This window comes from Tunturiibacter lichenicola (assembly GCF_051013355.1).
Taxonomy (GTDB): domain Bacteria; phylum Acidobacteriota; class Terriglobia; order Terriglobales; family Acidobacteriaceae; genus Edaphobacter; species Edaphobacter lichenicola_F.
Map to the genome: position 1 here is coordinate 3146377 of NZ_CP132944.1, position 18825 is coordinate 3165201.

Here is an 18825-nt window from a genome sequence, read left to right on the forward strand (position 1 = left end):
CGAGAACAAAGTCCGAAACGTTGTGCTTGGCCGTTTCTGGCAGTTTGAGCAGTCTAAGAGTGTCAATCTCAGGAAGAGCGCACGGAGACAAATCAACATTCGTGCCGGGGTTTCCATACCTAACGCAAAGCCACGAATCTAGTCGTCTTGGAAGGTGTCCGTCTCCCCCATCAAGAATACGCCGCAAGCATTTCCGCGCTCATAAACGGATGAGCAGGAGGCTATCTTCCGGGCCACCAGTCACACGAATTAGCGGGATGGTGATGTATTCAGTCACAGAGTTGGAGCAAGTCATGGAACAAAGAACGCTGGGAAGTTGCTGAACTACAGTCACGAAGCGTGCGATGCCACCTAGGTCATGGAGGCAACCCCCGCGCGGACTCAGCAATGAGTAATCGCTCAGTTCTCGTCAATGTCCAATGGGTCAACTTCAAACATGATCTCGCCGTCATCATTTTCCGCAGACGACACATCTTGCGGCCAGCCCATTACCCACCTTAGGAACTTCGACAGTTCGGTGCCGGTGAGCAAGCCTGCGCCGTGCAAGACCCTGTGGTCCTTGTCCGATAGACTTAGAATTTCCAATGCTAAGAGTCTTCCGAAAATCACCTTGTTGATGTTGATGGCAAATCTACTCTGAACAACCTTGACGAAGGGTCGGGGGTCTCGCAGCATCTCGGCAACCTCTTGTACTGAACACTGGGTCGGTTTGTCCGTGTGCTCCTTGAGATAGTCAGTCAACGTCGGTGATAACACAAAGGGTGGGAAGGCTGCTTCAAAGTCACGTTCGAAGCGGAAGACGCTGTTTATTGCGACCGTTTGTTGGAGTTTGGGAATGGTGACCTGAAGATTGGAATCGCCATCGTATGCGAGGTCAACTCTGACGCCCTTTTGGTTTTTGTCTTTTATGTACAAGACAAGATTTTGGTGTGCCCCTTTTCCGCCGTACACAAAGTAGTGATTATCCAACTGCGATATTCGGGTGGCGTAATGAAGGAGTTCGAGGAAGATGCGCTCTGAGTCGCCTTCCAGGCAGATAATCCGGCCGGTAAAGCCCTCACCTATCGCCGCGATTTGACTCTGGAGTTCATTGAGCGGCGGAATGAGCCCATGCAGCGAGGAAAAGAATAGGCCATGTTTTTCCCAATACCATGCGCCATCTTTGCGTCCGAGCATGCCCTCCCACTCTTTCATGCTGAAAGCCAGTTGTACTGTAATGCAAAGTGCCTTTACGAGATGAAAACGCTTCCTCAAGTCCAGCTTGTTGAGGAGCGTGACGTTTAGTTCAGAAAGGTTCGAGATGACTTGCTGGGTAAAGTCGGTGTAGTAGTCGGGATGAGCAGCCCAGTTTGTCAGGAATGCGACCAGTGCTGAGTCGGAAATCTCGGCTTGTGCAGCGAACTTCTCGATTGCATCGTCCAGCTCTAGGTCTTCTTCACGCATCTTTCACTTATACCTTGCGGCTAGTGTCGGCTTGCAGTACATAAGGAGATTTAGCACTTGCCGCGTCGGTCGTGGTGACCGTCCGACCGCTCCACCCACGATTATGCACCTGAGTTTTTCTGGTGCGTGTCGAAGTTCGCTATCATGGTGCCTGCGAGGAGACAGAGGGCGGGTAAGGGCTTCCAATCCGCCGTGGAAACCTCCACGAATCGAACAGGCAAGGCCTCCTCGATTCGAGAGTGCAGCCGACCCCGAGCTATTCGAGGATGGTTTGTAGAGGTTCTGGACGAATTCGGAAGTCCGGGAGCGACATCCGGAGAAGATGTGAGTTCAGGTCGACAATCCAGTCCGGGCTGCGTGACTCGTAGCTGCAACTTCGATTGTCGTTTCCGATTTCTCTTCCATTGTTTCCACTTTGCCACATTTCATCGCAATCACCTCGTTTTTCGCATCTGCTGTTGATTGGACTTTCATGTTGAAGGTTGTTGTCAAAGCAGCCACGAGGAGCCACACAGCGACGAACCGACGGGGAGTTGAACCCCGAACTGCCGACCGCGACCTGAACTCACAGCCTCATTCTACGACACGCAGTGACCGTGCGGGATTCTATGGCGACTGCCTAGTCGTTCGCCAGAGATATTGGATTGAAGCTTTGGCTGAACTGTTCAAACAAGGTCACTTCAGTTTGGAGGCCCGCCACTAAAGCGATTGCTGATAGGTCTCGGTGTTGGGCGAAGTCCTGAGTCAAGAACCTATCGCAGTACGGAAGGTAGGTAGCCATCATCAAATCATTACGTCCGGCCTTCGGGATTTTGACATGAGTAGGGCTGAGAGAAAAGTTGTACCAAGCCATCACCAACGCATAGCACGCTGCCCGAAAAGGTGGACAGACTCTGATGAACGCCTTGACTTCATCATCAGTAATTCCGGCATCTTTGTTACCCGTCGCGTGGTCGTAGAGACCTTTGCCAAATCCCCAAAGAACACCGCCGGGGTTGACACTTGCTTCCGCCGCATCGCTGAAACTGGCAAGATGTTGCTTCGGGTCTTTCACGATGATTTCAGCGAGTTTCGGGCGGAGGCTCTTCCAGCTTTTTGCCCACTGCGCTTCTAGTTCAAATTGAACCTTACGTTGCGCCAAGGAAATGTCATCAGGATACGCCCGCCTTGGAATCGCGCCTTCGTACTCTCGCGCTCTCACATCGACCCTATGCCAATCGTAGTGGCTCGGGTCATTCTGGTACGCGGTAACGTGCAACCGCACTACTTCGTTGGGAGGCCAGATGCATCTTGCGCTACTCAGTAGCCGTCCAAACCGATTGAGCAGTGCTTCCCTCCGCTGGGGGTTCTTGGTTATCGAAATGATTTCGTCGGCGCTCATTGCGGTGAGGCAGATAAGATAGCCAGTCTCAAGTCCACACATCAGAGGCTCAGAATCTGTGCCGCTGTCTTCAAGCCTATTGATTGCGGTGGTGTCAAGAATAACCTTCGGCTTTGATAACATTGCCATTCGCTTTCCTCGAAAGTCTCGATTGGGAGCCGGAGGAGTCTTATCATGCGCATTTTGCCTCCTAGCGGAGTTCACCATTTGTGGCTGCACCCGCCCCACAAGCACCACGCTTCCAAGGCATCGACTTGAGCGGCTCCACATCCGGAACCTTCACATCCGGCCCACAGACAATCTACCGTAAAGCGAAAAAAGCAAATATAGCCCACTCACGTACCTTTATTTGCTGTCTAGGAAACGCGTTTGAGTCGATCTAGCGTTTTTCCGATCTAGCCCCATACGACCGAGATGCTACAGACTGACCGAAACGCCCATCTGGACCAGTGCCTCTGCCATTCGTCGCTCGAGTGCAGCTTGTCTTTCAGGAACCCACGGCGAATAGTACCTTTCGGTAATCTTTACCGATTTGTGCGACAGCATCTTGGACAAATCCTGCATGCTGGTGCCACTTAGCAGTTGGGTGACCGCAAACGTGTCGCGTAATTGGTGTGAGTGGAATTTCATAGGCGTTCCATCGTCCTTCGTGATGGAGAGATAGTCGTTCAGGCGCTCTAGTTTGCGTTGCCATCGCCCGGTCAGAGACTTTGGCTTCGAGTTTCCGCTCCAGAAGAAATAGTCCGGATGAACATCTGCTCGAGTAGGAAGAGCGTGCAAAGCGCCAATGACGTGGTCAGGAATGAGCACCGTCAAGGCAGATTTGCCTTTCTGGGTTGTGAGACTGAAACGGTTTCCCTGAATCCGCGATTTCGCACACATGAGGGCATCGCCGATCCGCAGGCCTGTCCACCGCATTAACTCGATGATCGCTCTCATTTCGGCGCCGAACTGGTCGGAGGGACGACGCGCACGCTTGTCGTACTCAAACGTGGCGGCAATCACCTTTTCATATCGACCACTCAATAACGGCCACGTCACGCTCGGGTCAGGCTTGATGGCCTTCAACTCGGTGGCGGGGTTTCCCGCAAGCCAGTGCATCTTCACGCAGTAGCCAAGAAATCTCTTGACCTTCTCCAGCCGCCTACCCGCCGTCGTTTTGCCGATGCGATCATCAGGATTTTTCGCCTTCGGTGACCATGAGCTCTTCCAGTGGTCGAGGGCATCCGGCGTAATCTGGCTGAGGCGGATCAGATGGTTTGCGTGCGCCCAGGCACCGATATGTTTAGCGGCAGTCCGGTATTTGCTATGGGTATGCTCGTTGCCCGAATCGCTGTCTGCCTTAACTGACGCGAGCCACCGTTCCAAAGCATGGGTGATCGTCACCTCGCCAAGCTCGCGAGCCTGCTTGAGTTCATCCAACTCACGGAGTCTCTGCCTGACCGGATCCCAACTGTCCCGGATCTCCTGGGCCTGTTGTTCCGCCTTTTCCCAGGATCGCGTTTTCGCGGAGACAGTCTTGTTCTTCCCGTCTCGGAGCAGGTAGAGGTACTTCGCACACTTGCAACGTCTCCACTGCGGCTCCCCCTTTTTGGAGCAATCGGCAGAATGGCGCGTATACACGGAGACAGTTTGGGTCTTGGGCCGGAGGGAGACAGACTTCAACGGGTGCATTGCAAAAGAGTAGCATCACTCTCTTGCAATTCTCCTGCACTTTTCGAAGACTGGCGGTTAAGTCTTTTATTATGAGTGGTGGCCAGAGACGGGATCGAACCGCCGACGCCGGCCTTTTCAGGGCCGCGCTCTACCACTGAGCTATCTGGCCTTGGCATGCACGCCTGTTATCGGGGATCGCCAAGAACCACCGTGCGCTATTTCTACATCTGTTGCTCAAGCCTTTTCAAGGAGCCCACTGCTGATAGGGAATCAGCAACGCAACGCATTCTTAGTATAGCAATCTCGAGCCAGACCGCCAACTCACGCGTCTCGCGCTATCCTTTCTCATCTCTAAGATCCACAAGGACGACCATGCTCTTTCGCCTCCGCGGCAATACCCCTGCTTTTCTCCTACTCATCTTTTATTTCGTTGTCACCGCCCCCGAGCGAGTTTCAGCGCAGCTCTCAGCCTCGACCGCTCCCAAAGCAACAGTTCAGGTCCCGACAACTCGCGAGCAACGTGCTATTAAGGCATTTAACACCGCAAAGCAGAACCCACTCCTGCTGAACGCCTTCATCGCTCGAATGCCAAAGGGCGCAGACCTGCACATGCACCTCACTGGTGCCGTCTATGCTGAAACATTTATCAAGAACGGCGCTGCTGATCTTCTTTGTGTTGATCCTGCCACGCACAGCTTTTTTAAACCGACGGCGACCACCCGCAGTATTCCGCCGCAACCTGTCTGCGGCGACGGTAACGTCCGCGCCGAGAGCGCCTTCCACGATCAAAAGCTATACGACTCGTTAGTCGACTCGTTCTCCATGCGCGCCTTTGTTCCCAGCGCCGGCATCAGCGGACACGATCAGTTTTTTGCCACCTTCAGACGTTTTGACAGCGTCAGCAGCTCCCATATCGGTGAATGGCTCGACGAGGTCGCGTCACGCGCCGCGGCACAGAACGAGCAATACCTCGAGGTTATGGAGACCCCAATCTTTTCCGATGTTACGAAGATCGTCTCTCACATTGATTGGCCAAGTACGCCAGTCGATCCGGCGCAAAACCGTACAGGTGACGCTACCGGTACCAATCGCCAAGATCTCAGCCACCTCCGTGACACTCTCCTCTCTTCCGGCCTTCGCGACGAAGTCGCGGTCGACCGTAAAGAGTTGGATGACGCCCTCGACACTCGCAACAACATCGAAAACTGCGGCCAGCCCAGCGCCCGATCGGCCTGCTCAGTCAAAATTCGATTCCTCTACCAGGTTCTCCGTGCCTTCCCTCCACAACAAGTCTTTGCTCATATGCTTCTTGCCTTCGAGGTAGCCTCAGTTGATCCTCGTGTCGTCGGCATCAACCTGGTGCAGCCTGAAGACGGCTACTTATCTATGTCCGAATACCACCGCCAGATGCTGATGCTCGACTATCTTCACAGCGTCTATCCGCACGTACACATCGCCCTCCACGCTGGGGAGATCGCCCTTGGCCTCGTCCCGCCCGATGGCCTTCGCTTCCACATCCGCGAGGCCGTCGATCTTGGACACGCCGAACGCATCGGCCACGGCGTCGACGTCATGTACGAGAACGAACCCCAGGCATTGCTAACGGAGCTAGCCGACCGTCACATCATGGTCGAGATTAATCTCACTTCAAACGACGTAATCCTAGGTGTCTCCGCGCCCTGGCATCCTCTGCCAAACTACCGTGCCGCTGGCGTGCCGGTAGCGCTCTCTACTGACGACGAAGGCGTCTCCCGTATCGATCTCACCCACGAATACACTCGCGCTGCCCTCGAATTCGGCCTCTCCTACCTTGATCTCAAGAGCTCTGCCCGCACAGGTCTCGAGCACAGCTTCCTACCTGGGGCGAGCCTCTGGCAGCAACCGGATAAATTCACGCAAACTGTCTCTGCGTGTTCCGGCCAGCCTCTAGGCTCTGCCAACCCCAATCCAAAATGCTTGAGTTTTTTGCAATCCAGCGAAAAGGCCGCTCAACAGTGGGAGCTTGAACACCGCTACGATCTCTTCGAGTCGAGCCTGCAATGAACCATCAGCGGATATAGATCTCGAAGAGTTACGCTGCAGGCCGAGCGTTCTCTGATCCATCATCCAGTTATTGGATCGAGACAGATTAGCAACCTATAGCAGAGAACGCTCGCCGAAATTCCTACGCGCTCTCCATCACCCCACGCTAAACTCGTCACGAGAACTCATTATGAAGAATGTCTTTTCTACCATCCTGCAACTCATCCTCTTTCTGCTTGTCTTTTTCGTCGGTTCTCTCTTTCCGCCGCTCCATATCGAACACGTCCTCAACACCAGCCCCACCGGCACTCGCATCTTCGTTGCCGACGGCCTTCTCCTCATGCTTGCCCTCTTTATCGTTATCCTCTTTATCGAAACTCTCAGGAAGCGCCTCGCAACGTCTGGCCGTTGGACCGCACTTGGTTTCATCCTTGCAACTGCGCTGGGATTCGCAATGAAGTTTGGCTTCCTCACCCGGTCTACCTTCTAAAATATATGTCCGAAGAATTTCTAAAACTTCTCTCCGCATCGCAGCGCACATTGGATGAAGGGTTTTCCCATCTCCCTCCAAACCCCGCTCCCTCACTAGGGGAAGCCGCCTCGGCCATCCTCCAACGAGTGGCAGAGCGGCTCCACGACAACTACCCCTACGCGCATCCTCTCTACGCCGGCCAGATGTTGAAGCCGCCCCACCCCATCGCTCGCGCCGCCTACTCGCTGGCCATGTCGATCAACCCCAACAACCACGCCCTCGATGGTGGTCGTGCCAGCTCTGCCATGGAAGTCGAAGCCGTAGCAGCTGTCGCAAAGATGTTCGACTGGCCCCAGCATCTCGGCCACCTCTCAAGTGGGGGCACCTTCGCCAACCTCGAAGCCCTCTGGGTTGCCGGCCAACTCGTGCCGGGAAAGGCCATCGCCGCCTCAGACCAGGCCCACTACACTCACAGCCGCATATCAACTGTCCTCGGCCTGCCCTTCGTCACCGTCCCATCCGACGCCACTGGCCGAATGGATCTCACTGCCCTCGAGCATCTCCTGGCGACAGAAAACATAGGAACCGTCGTCGTCACCCTTGGCACGACTGCCATCGGTTCCGTAGATCCCCTCGACCAAATCCTCGCTCTCCGGAAGAAATTCAGCTTTCGCATTCACGTCGACGCAGCCTACGGCGGCTACTTCACTCTTGCCGCCAACCTCTCACCCAAAACCCGCTCTGCCTTCGACGCTATCCCTCACGCCGACTCCATCGTCATCGATCCGCACAAGCACGGCCTCCAACCCTACGGCTGCGGCTGCATCCTCTTCCGCGACCCAGCCGTCGGCCGTTTCTATAAACACGACTCCCCTTACACCTACTTCTCCTCCAAGGACCTTCACCTCGGCGAGATCTCCCTCGAGTGTTCCCGGGCAGGCGCCTCTGCCGTGGCACTTTGGGCGACCCAGCAGCTCCTGCCCTACACTCCTGGAGGAGCCTTCGCACAAGGACTCGAATCAGGCCGCAACGCTGCACTTAATCTCTATGAGCGCCTTACCAAATCCGCCCACTTCGTTACCCCATCCGCCCCACCCCAACTCGACATCGTCTTTTGGACCCCCAGCGCATCTACCCCCGATGCCTCCTCGGCTCTGGCCGAAGCAATTTTTGATGAAACCGCCAAAAATGACCTCCATCTTGCTCTTGCGCAACTTCCTACCCGTTTTTTTTCACGAGATAAATGGGAAAATTTAGCAATAAGTGACCAGAAATCCACAGTCACCTGTCTGCGTTCGGTCCTCATGAAGCCCGAACATCTCCTTTGGTTAGACCACATATGGCAGCGCCTCTACGCTGCCGCCGTCAAGGTCTCCACAGTCAATACCTCCATAGAACCAGCGTGAGTAACCGAGGTTCTATCAGTAACCAGAAAAGCGTTTGGTAGAATCAGCCCTAATTAGGCGTCCTAATGCACTCTTTATGGGTCTCGTGCGGTGCAATCTCCGCCGATAAGATAATGAGCACCATCGCAGAACCTCATGCCACCACCGACGAGATCGAAAATCGGATGAGAAAAGGATCAACCACCGCATGACTCTTCCCTCCGCTCCCATCCCCCCTTCTACAATCGATCTCTCCTCACGCACCATCGCTTACTTCTCCATGGAGATCGCCCTCTCCCCAGCCCTGCCGACTTACTCCGGCGGTCTGGGCATGCTCGCCGGCGACACCCTCCGTTCTGCCGCCGACACCGCCGCCCCCATGGTTGCGATCTCGCTCGTCCATCGCCGCGGCTACTTCCGTCAGAAGCTCTCCGACATCGGCCAACAGACCGAGGCAGACGTTCCCTGGTCCCCCGAGACCACCCTCCCCAGCGCCAACCAGATCATCGCCCTCACCCTGCAGGGCCGTCAGGTTCTCGTCCGCGCCTGGCGCTTCGACGTCGTCGGCGTCCTCGGCCACGTCATCCCCGTCTTCCTGCTCGACACCGACGTCGAAGGCAACGACCCCTGGGATCGCAAGCTCACCGACAGCCTCTATGGCGGCGACACCTACTACCGTCTTTGTCAGGAGACCGTTCTCGGTCTTGGCGGCGTTGCTCTCCTCCACGCCCTCGCCTGTCGACCCAAGGTCTATCACATGAACGAGGGCCACGCCGCCCTCCTGGCCATCGGGCTACTGGAAGAGCAACTCGCCGGCGCCCCCCTCAAAGACGCAACTGAAGCCGACATCGAAGCCGTCCGCCAGCAGTGCGTCTTCACCACCCACACCCCGGTTCCGGCCGGCCACGATCAGTTCGGCGTCGATCAGATGTATCAGGTCCTCGGCCACGACATCGGCGCCGCCATCGACCAGTTCGGCTGCCTCCACAACGGCCTCATGAACATGACCTACATCGCCCTGCGCTTCTCGCGCTTTGTCAACGGCGTCGCCATGCAGCACGGCAAGGTCTCCCAGCAGATGTTTCCCGACTACAAGGTCTACTCAATCACGAATGGAGTGCATGCTGCGACATGGCTCTCGAAACACCTCCAGGAGCTCCTCGACGAGGACGTTCCCCACTGGCGCACGGACAATCAATATCTCCGTTCGGTCTACGGCATTGACCCGGCCCGCATCGCCGCCGCCCACAACAAGGGTAAACTTCGTCTCTTCAGCACCATCGCCAAGCGCTCGGGCTACCACTTCAATCCCAACGTCCTCACTCTGGGATTCGCCCGCCGCGTCGCCACCTACAAGCGAGCCAGCCTCCTCCTACACGACCCAGCCCGCCTCGTCGCCATCGCCGAAAAGATCGGCGGCCTGCAGATCCTCTACGCCGGCAAAGCTCATCCCGCCGACACCGCTGGCAAGGGCCTCATCCGCGACGTCTTCGCCTCCGCCGCCAAGCTAAACTCCTCGGCCCTTAAGATCTACTACATCGAAAACTACGACTGGGAGCTCGGCGCTCTTCTCACTCAAGGCGTCGACGTCTGGGTCAACACGCCCCGCCGACCCTACGAGGCCTCCGGCACCTCTGGCATGAAGGCCGCCCTCAACGGCGTCCCCTCACTCTCCATCCTCGACGGCTGGTGGATCGAAGGCTGCGCCGAGAACGTGACCGGCTGGGCCATCGAAGACGGTGAAAACGAAGCCGCTGAAGCAACCAGCCTCTACGAAAAGCTCGAAAAGTCCATCGCTCCCATGTATGCCAACCCCGGAGCCTGGTCGCGCATGCAGCAGCACTGTATTGCCATCAACGGCAGCTTCTTCAACACCCACCGCATGCTGGCCCAATACTTCGAAAACTCATACTTCCCCCAGGCCGCACTCTCAACGGCAATCCCGACCCCACTCAAGCGCCGCCGTTCGAAGGAACTGGTCGCAGAGCCGGCTCTGGCCTAACCGAACCCGCAAACAACATCTCAGGCAACGGCAATCATCACAGCCGTTGCCTGTTCTCTTTTCAACCGTTGCAGTTGTTCTCGCCGCTGCTGTTGCGGTTGTTGTTGTTGTTGTTGTTGCAGTTGTTGCCGCTGCAGTTGTTGTTGTTGTTGCCGTTGCAGTTGTCGTTGCCCGTTTTTTTTGTTGTCATTCCGCAGCGCAGCGGAGGAATCTGCTGATGCGTTTAAAGACTTCCAACCCTAATCCCCAGCCACAACCTGCGCCACACCCCGCCCCGTTCGCCGCCTCTGCAGCCTCATCCGCGCAAACCTGGCCCTCACCCGATCAAAGAACAGATAAACCACCGGCGTAGTAAACAGCGTCAACGCCTGCGACACGATCAACCCACCCACAATCGTGATCCCCAGCGGCCGTCGCATCTCGCTCCCTGTACCCCGGCCCAGCGCCAGCGGCAAACCACCCAGCAGTGCGGCCATCGTCGTCATCATGATCGGCCGAAACCGCAGCATGCAAGCCTCAAAGATCGCCTCCTGCGGCGTCTTCCCATGTTGCCGCTCTGCCACCAGCGCGAAATCGATCATCATGATCGCGTTCTTCTTCACGATCCCGATCAGCAGAATGATCCCAATCATCGCGATCACGCTCAGATCCACCTTGAACAGCAGCAGCGCCACAATCGCACCCACACCCGCCGAAGGCAGAGTCGACAGAATCGTCAGCGGATGAATAAAGCTCTCATACAGGATCCCCAGGACGATATAAACAGCGATCAGCGCGAGTAAAATCAGCCACGGCTCACTCTTCAGCGAGTCTTTGAAAGCCTGCGCCGATCCCGCGAACCCGCCATGAATCGCAGACGGCATCCCAATTTCCACCCGAGCCTGTTGAATCGCCTGCGTCGCCTCACTCAGTGAAGCTCCCGGCGCCAGATTGAACGAAAGCGTCGTCGCCGGAGACTGTGCCTGGTGATTCACCGCGAGCGGAATCCGCTGCGTCTCAAAGTGCGTCACCGCTGACAGCGGAACCATCGCGCCAGTCGTGCTCTTCACATAAATATTCCGCAACGCACTTGGGTCTTCCTGGAACTGCGGCGCAACCTCCAGCACCACGTGATACTGGTTCAGCGGCATGTACGTCGTCGAAACCTGTGTCTGCGCAAACGCATCCGACAACGTCGAATCGATCGTCAGCGGCGAAACCCCCAGCCGGCTTGCGGTCGCGCGATCAATCACCAACTGTCCCCGCAACCCCGACTGTTGTTGATCCGTCGCGACGTCCTTGATCTGCTGCAGCTTATCCATCGCAGCTTCCAGCTTCGGACCCCACTCATTCAGCTCCTTCAGGTCATCCGCCGTCAGAGTGTACTGATACTCCGTCGCCGAATTACGCCCACCAATCCGCAGATCCTGAAACGCCTGCAGATACATAATCACGCCCGGCAAACTGCTGACCTTAGGCCGCAGACGGTTAACGATCACCTGCGCCGTGTCCCCGGTCTTCTGTCGCTCCGCATCCGGCTTCAGCGACATGAACATGAAACCACCATTCGAGTTGCCGCGACCGCCCGCAAACGCCGTGACATCCTCAACCCCCGGGTCCTGCCCTGCAATCGCCGCTAGCGCCAACACATTCTTCTTCATCTGCGGAAACGAGACATCCTGCTGCCCTTGTACCTGTCCGCCGATGCGCCCGGCATCCTGCTCCGGGAAGAAACCCTTCGGCACCAGGATGTACAGATAGACGTTCAGCACAAACGTCAGCACCGTAATCGTCAGCACCAGCTTCTGATGCTTCAATACCCATCGCAGCCCCAGCTCATACTCCGCCGCCATCCAAGCCAATACGCGCTCGCCCGAGCGATAAAACCACCCATGCTTCCGCGTGCCATGCGGCTCCAGAAACTTCGCGCTCAACATCGGCGTCGTCGTCAGCGACACCACCAGCGACACCAAAATCGCCACCGACAGCGTCACCGCAAACTCACGAAACAGCCTGCCGACAATCCCACCCATCAACAGAATCGGAATGAACACCGCAATCAGCGACGTGCTCATCGATACCACCGTGAATCCAATCTCCTTCGACCCGACCATCGCCGCCTTATACGGCGACATCCCAGCCTCAAGATGCCGGCTGATGTTCTCAATCACCACAATCGCATCATCGACCACAAACCCCGTCGAGATCGTCAAAGCCATCAGCGATAAGTTATCGAGCGTATATCCCAGCAGGTACATCACACAAAACGTACCCAACAGGCTCAACGGCACAGCCACCGTCGGAATCAGCGTCGACCGCACCTCTCGCAGGAACAAAAACACCACCAGGATCACGAGCAGAATCGAGATCACCAGCGTCCGCGTCACATCCTTCACCGACGCGCGAATCGTCGTCGTCCGGTCCATCGCAACATGCACTTGAATCGCGGGTGGTATCGACGCCTGCAGCATTGGCAGCATCTTTTTTACATTGTCCACTGTCTCGATCACGTTCGCGGTCGAGGTCTTGAACACAATCACCAGAATCGCCGGCTTGCCGTTGAACACGCCGGTAGAATGGACATCCTCAACGCCGTTGACGACATCAGCCACATCCTGAACTCGCACCACACCATGAGCCGTGTTCGGCCCTGCAGCTAACCCCGTAGACGTGGCAGCAACCGGAGCAACAGCAGCCGAAGCAACATTACCGCCGGCATTCGTCGTCCCATTCGCCGTCGAGCCAGTGTTCGCATTTGCCGTCAACGCGCTCGCTACCGAAGCCGGCAAGCCTGAACTTGCCGCCGCCGCACTCACCGGTCCACGATCCGTCGCAACAATCAACGGAGCATACGCATCCGCACCAAACAACTGGTCCGTCGCACTGACGCTCCACCGTCTGCTGTCATCCTGTAGATACCCCTTCGGCTGGTTCACGTTGACCGTGCCAATCGCCGCCCGCAACGCCTCAAGGCCAACACCGTAGTGCGCCAGTTGCATCGGATTCGCCTCAATCCGCACCGACGGCTTCGCGCTCCCACCGCAAAACGTCTGCCCCACTCCCGGAATCTGCGCAATCTTCTGCGCCAGAATACTGTCGCAGGCGTCGTACAGCTGCGGAATATTCATCGTGTCCGAAGTCAGCGCGATGATCATGATCGGCGAGTCAGCCGGGTTCACCTTGTAATACCCCGGATTGCTCGGCAGATTCGCCGGCAACTGACTCCTCGCGGCGTTAATCGCCGCCTGCACATCTCGCGCCGCGCCATTTACATCTCTGGTCAGATCAAACTGCAGCGTGATCCCAACCGTACCCGTCGAAGAGTACGAGGTCATCTCATTGATGCCCGCAATCTTCGCAAACTGCCGCTCCAGCGGCGTCGCCACCGACGAAGCCATCGTCTCCGGATCGGCTCCCGGCAAACTCGCCCCCACCGAGATCACCGGAAACTCCACCTGCGGCAAGCTGGCCACCGGTAGCAGCGTATAAGCCACTGCACCCGCCAGAATCACCGCTATCGACAACAAGAATGTCGCTACCGGCCGCCGAATAAATGGTGCTGAAAAATGCATAATCCTCTACTCGATCGTTCGTGCTTCTCTTCTAACCTGTAGCCTTTGCTTCCGCCCTGATGTAGCTTTACTTCCGTTGTGGACCTAGCCTTGTTCTGCACCTGCTGTAGTTTTGCTTCTGTTTCTTACTGCAGCTCTGCTTCCGTTTTGGTTCTAGGTAAGCCAAGGCTTTAGCCTTGGACTCTACCGCGTCAATAAGTCCGGGTTTTAGCCCCTGGGTACGTCTTCCTATCCCAGCGAACATGACTAAACCGCATTACAAAATTCACCAGCCACAATCAATCCGCTGACACCGCATGCGCGTGCAACTCTACATCTTTTGACCGCCGCGATCTGCTCGCAATCCGATCGAAGAACAAATACACGACCGGCGTCGTAAACAGCGTCAAAACCTGCGACACAATTAACCCGCCAACGATCGTGATCCCCAGCGGCCGTCGCAACTCACTCCCCGTACCCGTCCCCAGCGCCAACGGCAAACCGCCCAGCAGCGCCGCCATCGTCGTCATCATGATCGGCCGAAAACGCAGCAGACAAGCCTGATAGATCGCCTCCGTCGGCGTCATCCCCTGCTCGCGCTCAGCCTCCAGCGCAAAGTCGATCATCATAATTGCATTCTTCTTCACAATCCCGATCAGCAAAATAATTCCGATCAGCGCAATCACGCTCAAATCCACATGGAACAGCAGCAGCGCCAGAATCGCGCCTACACCCGCAGAAGGTAGCGTCGACAGAATCGTAATCGGGTGAATATAGCTCTCGTACAAAACACCCAGCACGATATAGACCACAATCAGCGCCGCCAGAATCAGCAACGGCTCATTCGCAATCGAAGCCTCAAACGCCTTCGCCGATCCCTGAAACTCGCCCTTCACGCTGGGAGGCATATTCAGCTCCGCCTTCGCCTTATTCACCGCATCCACCGCATCGCCGATCGACTTACCAGGCGCCAGATTGAACGAGATCGTCACAGCAGGGAACTGACCCTGGTGGTTAATCACCAGCGACGTCTGCTTCTCTTCAAAGTGCGTGAACGTAGACAACGGCACCTGCGTCCCGTTCGAACTCTTCACATAAATATTGTCGAGTGACGCAGGATTCCGCTGAAACTTCGGTGCCACCTCCAGCACCACGTGGTACTGATTCTGCTGCGTAAAGATCGTCGACACCTGCCTCTGCGCAAATGCATCATCCAGCGTATCGTCAATGTTCTGCGGCGTAATCCCCAGTCGTGACGCGGTATCGCGATCGATCACCAGACTGGCCTCGAGCCCGCTCCGCTGCTCATCGCTCGCCACATCGCTCAAAATCGGAATCTGCTTCAGCTTGGCGACCATCTTGTCGGTCCACATCGACAGCTCTTCCGTGTTCGCATCTTCGAGCGAGTACTGATACTGCGTGCGGCTCACGCGGTCTTCTACGGTCAGGTCCTGCAGCGGTTGCAGAAAGCACTGAATCCCATCTACCGTCGCAACCTTCGGCTCCAGCCTCTCAATCACCTCGAGCGCCGAAGACTTCCGCAGCTCTCGATCCTTCAAATTGATCTGGATGCGTCCACTGTTCAAAGTCGAGTTCGTACCATCGATCCCGATGAACGACGACACGCTCTCAACATCCTTATCTTGCAAAATAATCCGCGCGAGCGCCTGCTGCCGCGAACTCATCGCGCTAAAGCTGACCGTCTGCGGAGCCTCGGTAATCCCCAGTAGCACACCCGTGTCCTGCACCGGGAAGAACCCCTTCGGCACAATCAGAAACAGATAAACCGTCAGCGCAAACGTAGCAAGCGTCACCAACAGCGTGATCGTCTGGTGCCGCAGCACGAACCGCACGCCCACCCCATACTTCGCAATCACGTACTCAAAGAACTCTTCGCTCTTCTTGTAGAACGTGTTCTGCTCACTCTCTGGTGTATGCTTCAACAGCTTCGCGGACATCATCGGCGTCAACGTCAGCGACACCAATGCCGAGACGAGAATTGTAACCGCCAGGGTTACAGCAAACTCACGGAACAACCGCCCGACGATGTCGCCCATGAACAGCAGCGGAATCAACACCGCAATCAAGCTGACCGTCAGAGAAACGATTGTGAACCCAATCTGCTCCGAGCCCTTCAGCGCTGCCTCCAGCGGCGAATCGCCCTGCTCGAGATAGCGCGAGATATTCTCGATCATCACGATCGCGTCATCCACTACAAACCCGGTCGAGATGGTCAACGCCATCAGCGACAGGTTGTTCAAGCTGTACCCCAACAGGTACATCACACCAAACGTCCCCACAATCGAGAGCGGCACCGCCACCGAAGGAATAATCGTCGCCGCGATCGACCGCAGAAACAGGAAGATCACCATGACGACCAAGCCAATGGTCAGCACGAGCGAAAACTGCACGTCCTTCACCGACGCACGAATCGTATTCGTCCGGTCTGTCAGCACCTGCAGCGTCACCGTCGCAGGCATCGACGACCGCAGCTGCGGCAGAATCTTCTGCACCTCATCCACCACGCCGATGATGTTCGCCCCCGGCTGTCGCTGGATGTTCACAATCACCGCAGGCTTCAACACCGCCTCGCGCGCCTGCTGCCCATGAACCGGGGCCTGCGCCGCGGTCCCCATCCACGCCGCCTGGTACAGATTCTCCGCGCTATCCACCGCGTTCGCCACATCCGACAACCGCACCGGAGACCCATTGCGGTAAGCGACAATCACATTGTTATAAGCCGCGCTCGAGGGCAGCTGGTCGTTCGCGCCAATCGTGTATGACTGGCTCGGCCCGTTCAGATTTCCCTTAGCCTGGTCGACATTTGTCGTCCCCACCGCGGCGCGAATATCTTCCAGACTCAACCCATAGTTCGCGAGCGCCGTCGGGTTCGCCTGAATCCGCACCGCTGGCTTCTGCCCACCATTGATTGACACCAACCCCACGCCCGAGAGCTGTGAGATCTTCTGCGCGATCACCGTATCCGCCAGGTCTTCTACCTTCGCAAGCGGCAGCGTATCGCTCGTCAGCGCCAGCGTCATGATCGGCGCATCTGCCGGATTCACCTTGCTGTACACCGGAGGGTTCGGCAGATCCTTCGGCAGATAGCTGAACGCCGCATTAATCGCCGCCTGCACGTCCTGTTGCGCAATATCGATCGACTCCGACAGCGAAAACTGCAGCGTAATCACGCTGCCACCGCCCGAGCTCGAAGACGTCATCTGGCTCAGCCCCGGTATCTGTCCAAACTGCCGCTCCAGCGGTGCCGTTACCGAAGATGCCATCACCTCCGGACTCGCCCCTGGATAAAACGTCTGCACCTGAATCGTCGGATAGTCCACCTGCGGCAGCGCCGACACCGGCAGTTGTTGATAAGCGACGAACCCGGCAAGCAAAATGGCCACCATCAGAAGCGAGGTGGCCACCGGTCGAAGAATAAATGGCTTCGATGGACTCACGAGGGCTGCCCCGCAGCTTCAGTCGTACCCAACTCCGCCTTCGTCCCATCCGCAGCCTTCGCCGGAGCCGTCCGCGGAAACACCTTGCTTCCGTTCTTCAGCTTCTCCTGCCCGTCCACCACAATCTGGTCGCCTGGCTTCACGCCGCCGCTCAGGATCACCTGCGTCCCCTCGGTCAGCTCCACGTTCACCGTCTGCGCTTGAACGTAAAAGTTCGTCTGGTTCTGCGGCAGCTCAATCGTCGGCGGCCCATCTGTCTTCTTCTTCTCCACCAGATCCGCCGGCGGCTGCCCCTGCTTCAACAGATAAATAAAGCTCCCCTGCGTCCCCGTCTGCAGCGCCGAAGCGGGAATTACTATTGCATTCGGCTTCTCCTGCAAGATGAGACGAACATTCACAAACTGATTTGGAAACAGCGCTCCATCCTGATTCTCAAACACCGCCTTCGCCTTCACCGTTCCAGTCGTCGTATCGATCTGGTTATCGATGGTCAGCAAGCTTCCACTCGCCAGATGTGTCGCACCCGCGCGGTCATACGCTTCTACCACCAGCTTGTCCCCAGCACGCGTCCGCTTCAAAACCTGTGGCAGCTGATCTTCGGGCAACGTAAAGATCACAGCAATCGGTTGAAGCTGTGTAACCACCAGCAAACCATTTGTGTCCGAAGCATGAACAATATTGCCAGGATCAACCTGCCGCAACCCAACCACCCCATTGATCGGCGACAGAATCTTCGTATAGCCCAGGTTCACCTTCGCCGCTTCAATCGCTGCCTGGTCCGCGGCCACCGACCCCTCCGCCTGTCCCGCCGTCGAAATCTGCGCCTGCTGGCTCTCCTTCGACGTCACTCCCGCCTGCAACAGAGCTGTATACCGAGCAGCCTCTGCCCGCGCATTCACAGCGTTCGCCTGATCTTTCACAAGCTGCCCCTGTGCCTGCTCCAGCGCCGCCTGATAGGGCTTCGGATCAATCTCCGCAAGCATCTGTCCTTGACGCACTGCCTGGCCCTCACGTACAGGCACCTGCATCAACTGCCCATCCACCCGCGACTTGATCGTCACCGTGTTGTAAGCCGTCACCGTACCAAGCGCCGTCAAAAAGATCGGCATCGTCTTCTGCTGCACCGACGACACCTGCACCGGCGTCGGACGATCCGCCTGCGCAGCCATGATCATCTGGACGTTGTCCTGCTCTTTCCCGTTGCTGCGAATCTTCCAGACAGCAGCCCCCACCACCCCCACAATGATGAGCGCGACGATCCACTTCCGAGCCCCCGAACCCTTCGGCTCGGTCGGAGCTGGTTCGGTCGGGCGCAGATTCATCCTCGGTTCAACGGCCCGAACGTCATCGTGTGGCTCTTTTTCACTCGTCTGCGCTGACAACATGGAGGTGTCTCTGCTCTTTTCGGAATTCAGTTTTCGTTAAATCTGATTACTGTGTCAGATACTCAAGAATAAATGATAATGACCTTGGTCG

At 56.8% G+C, this 18825-nt stretch carries 11 protein-coding genes and 1 tRNA gene; 4 read left to right on the top strand and 8 right to left on the bottom strand.

The features are described 5' to 3' along the window. Window positions 1-399: 399 nt before the first annotated feature. From RBB82_RS13335 to RBB82_RS13350, 4 genes are all read right to left on the bottom strand, one after another. The gene (locus tag RBB82_RS13335; protein ID WP_433971047.1) at window positions 400-1443 is read right to left on the bottom strand and encodes a hypothetical protein; all 1044 of its coding nucleotides are present in this window, start codon (window positions 1441-1443) and stop codon (window positions 400-402) included. A 619-nt stretch (window positions 1444-2062) separates the two neighbouring features. Continuing rightward, window positions 2063-2953, bottom strand: a complete 891-nt coding sequence (locus RBB82_RS13340) for a hypothetical protein (RefSeq protein ID WP_433971049.1) — start codon at window positions 2951-2953, stop codon at window positions 2063-2065. A 288-nt stretch (window positions 2954-3241) separates the two neighbouring features. Next, window positions 3242-4246 (bottom strand): tyrosine-type recombinase/integrase, encoded by a 1005-nt coding sequence (locus RBB82_RS13345; protein WP_433971051.1) that lies wholly within the window; start codon window positions 4244-4246, stop codon window positions 3242-3244. A gap of 328 nt (window positions 4247-4574) precedes the next feature. Beyond that, a tRNA-Phe gene (locus tag RBB82_RS13350) sits at window positions 4575-4649 on the bottom strand. 203 nt (window positions 4650-4852) lie between these two features. On the opposite strand from RBB82_RS13350, the gene RBB82_RS13355 reads away from it, so the two are divergent. The 4 genes from RBB82_RS13355 (at window position 4853) to glgP (ending at window position 10361) form a co-directional block, all read left to right on the top strand. Continuing rightward, window positions 4853-6523: an adenosine deaminase family protein gene (locus RBB82_RS13355; protein ID WP_433971052.1), complete on the top strand. Its 1671-nt coding sequence runs from the start codon at window positions 4853-4855 to the stop codon at window positions 6521-6523. 169 nt (window positions 6524-6692) lie between these two features. Then, complete coding sequence (locus tag RBB82_RS13360) at window positions 6693-6992, top strand: hypothetical protein (RefSeq protein ID WP_433971054.1); 300 nt, start codon at window positions 6693-6695, stop codon at window positions 6990-6992. A gap of 5 nt (window positions 6993-6997) precedes the next feature. Beyond that, window positions 6998-8380 carry a pyridoxal phosphate-dependent decarboxylase family protein gene (locus RBB82_RS13365; protein WP_433971056.1) on the top strand — a complete coding sequence of 461 codons (1383 nt, stop codon included), beginning with the start codon at window positions 6998-7000 and terminating at the stop codon, window positions 8378-8380. Window positions 8381-8567: 187 nt separating this feature from the next. Continuing rightward, entirely contained in the window at window positions 8568-10361 is a 1794-nt protein-coding gene (gene glgP, locus RBB82_RS13370) for an alpha-glucan family phosphorylase (RefSeq protein ID WP_433971058.1), read from the top strand. 61 nt (window positions 10362-10422) lie between these two features. On the opposite strand, the gene RBB82_RS13375 is transcribed toward glgP, so the two are convergent. From RBB82_RS13375 to RBB82_RS13390, 4 genes are all read right to left on the bottom strand, one after another. Then, window positions 10423-10551: a hypothetical protein gene (locus RBB82_RS13375; RefSeq protein WP_433971060.1), complete on the bottom strand. Its 129-nt coding sequence runs from the start codon at window positions 10549-10551 to the stop codon at window positions 10423-10425. A 49-nt stretch (window positions 10552-10600) separates the two neighbouring features. Then, window positions 10601-13912, bottom strand: coding sequence for an efflux RND transporter permease subunit (locus tag RBB82_RS13380; RefSeq protein WP_433971062.1), 3312 nt, complete (start codon window positions 13910-13912; stop codon window positions 10601-10603). A gap of 278 nt (window positions 13913-14190) precedes the next feature. Then, window positions 14191-17349 (bottom strand): multidrug efflux RND transporter permease subunit, encoded by a 3159-nt coding sequence (locus tag RBB82_RS13385; protein ID WP_433971064.1) that lies wholly within the window; start codon window positions 17347-17349, stop codon window positions 14191-14193. Next, entirely contained in the window at window positions 17346-18734 is a 1389-nt protein-coding gene (locus tag RBB82_RS13390; protein WP_433971065.1) for an efflux RND transporter periplasmic adaptor subunit, read from the bottom strand. The genes RBB82_RS13385 and RBB82_RS13390 overlap by 4 nt, the downstream gene beginning before the upstream one ends. Between the last annotated feature and the right edge of the window lie 91 nt (window positions 18735-18825).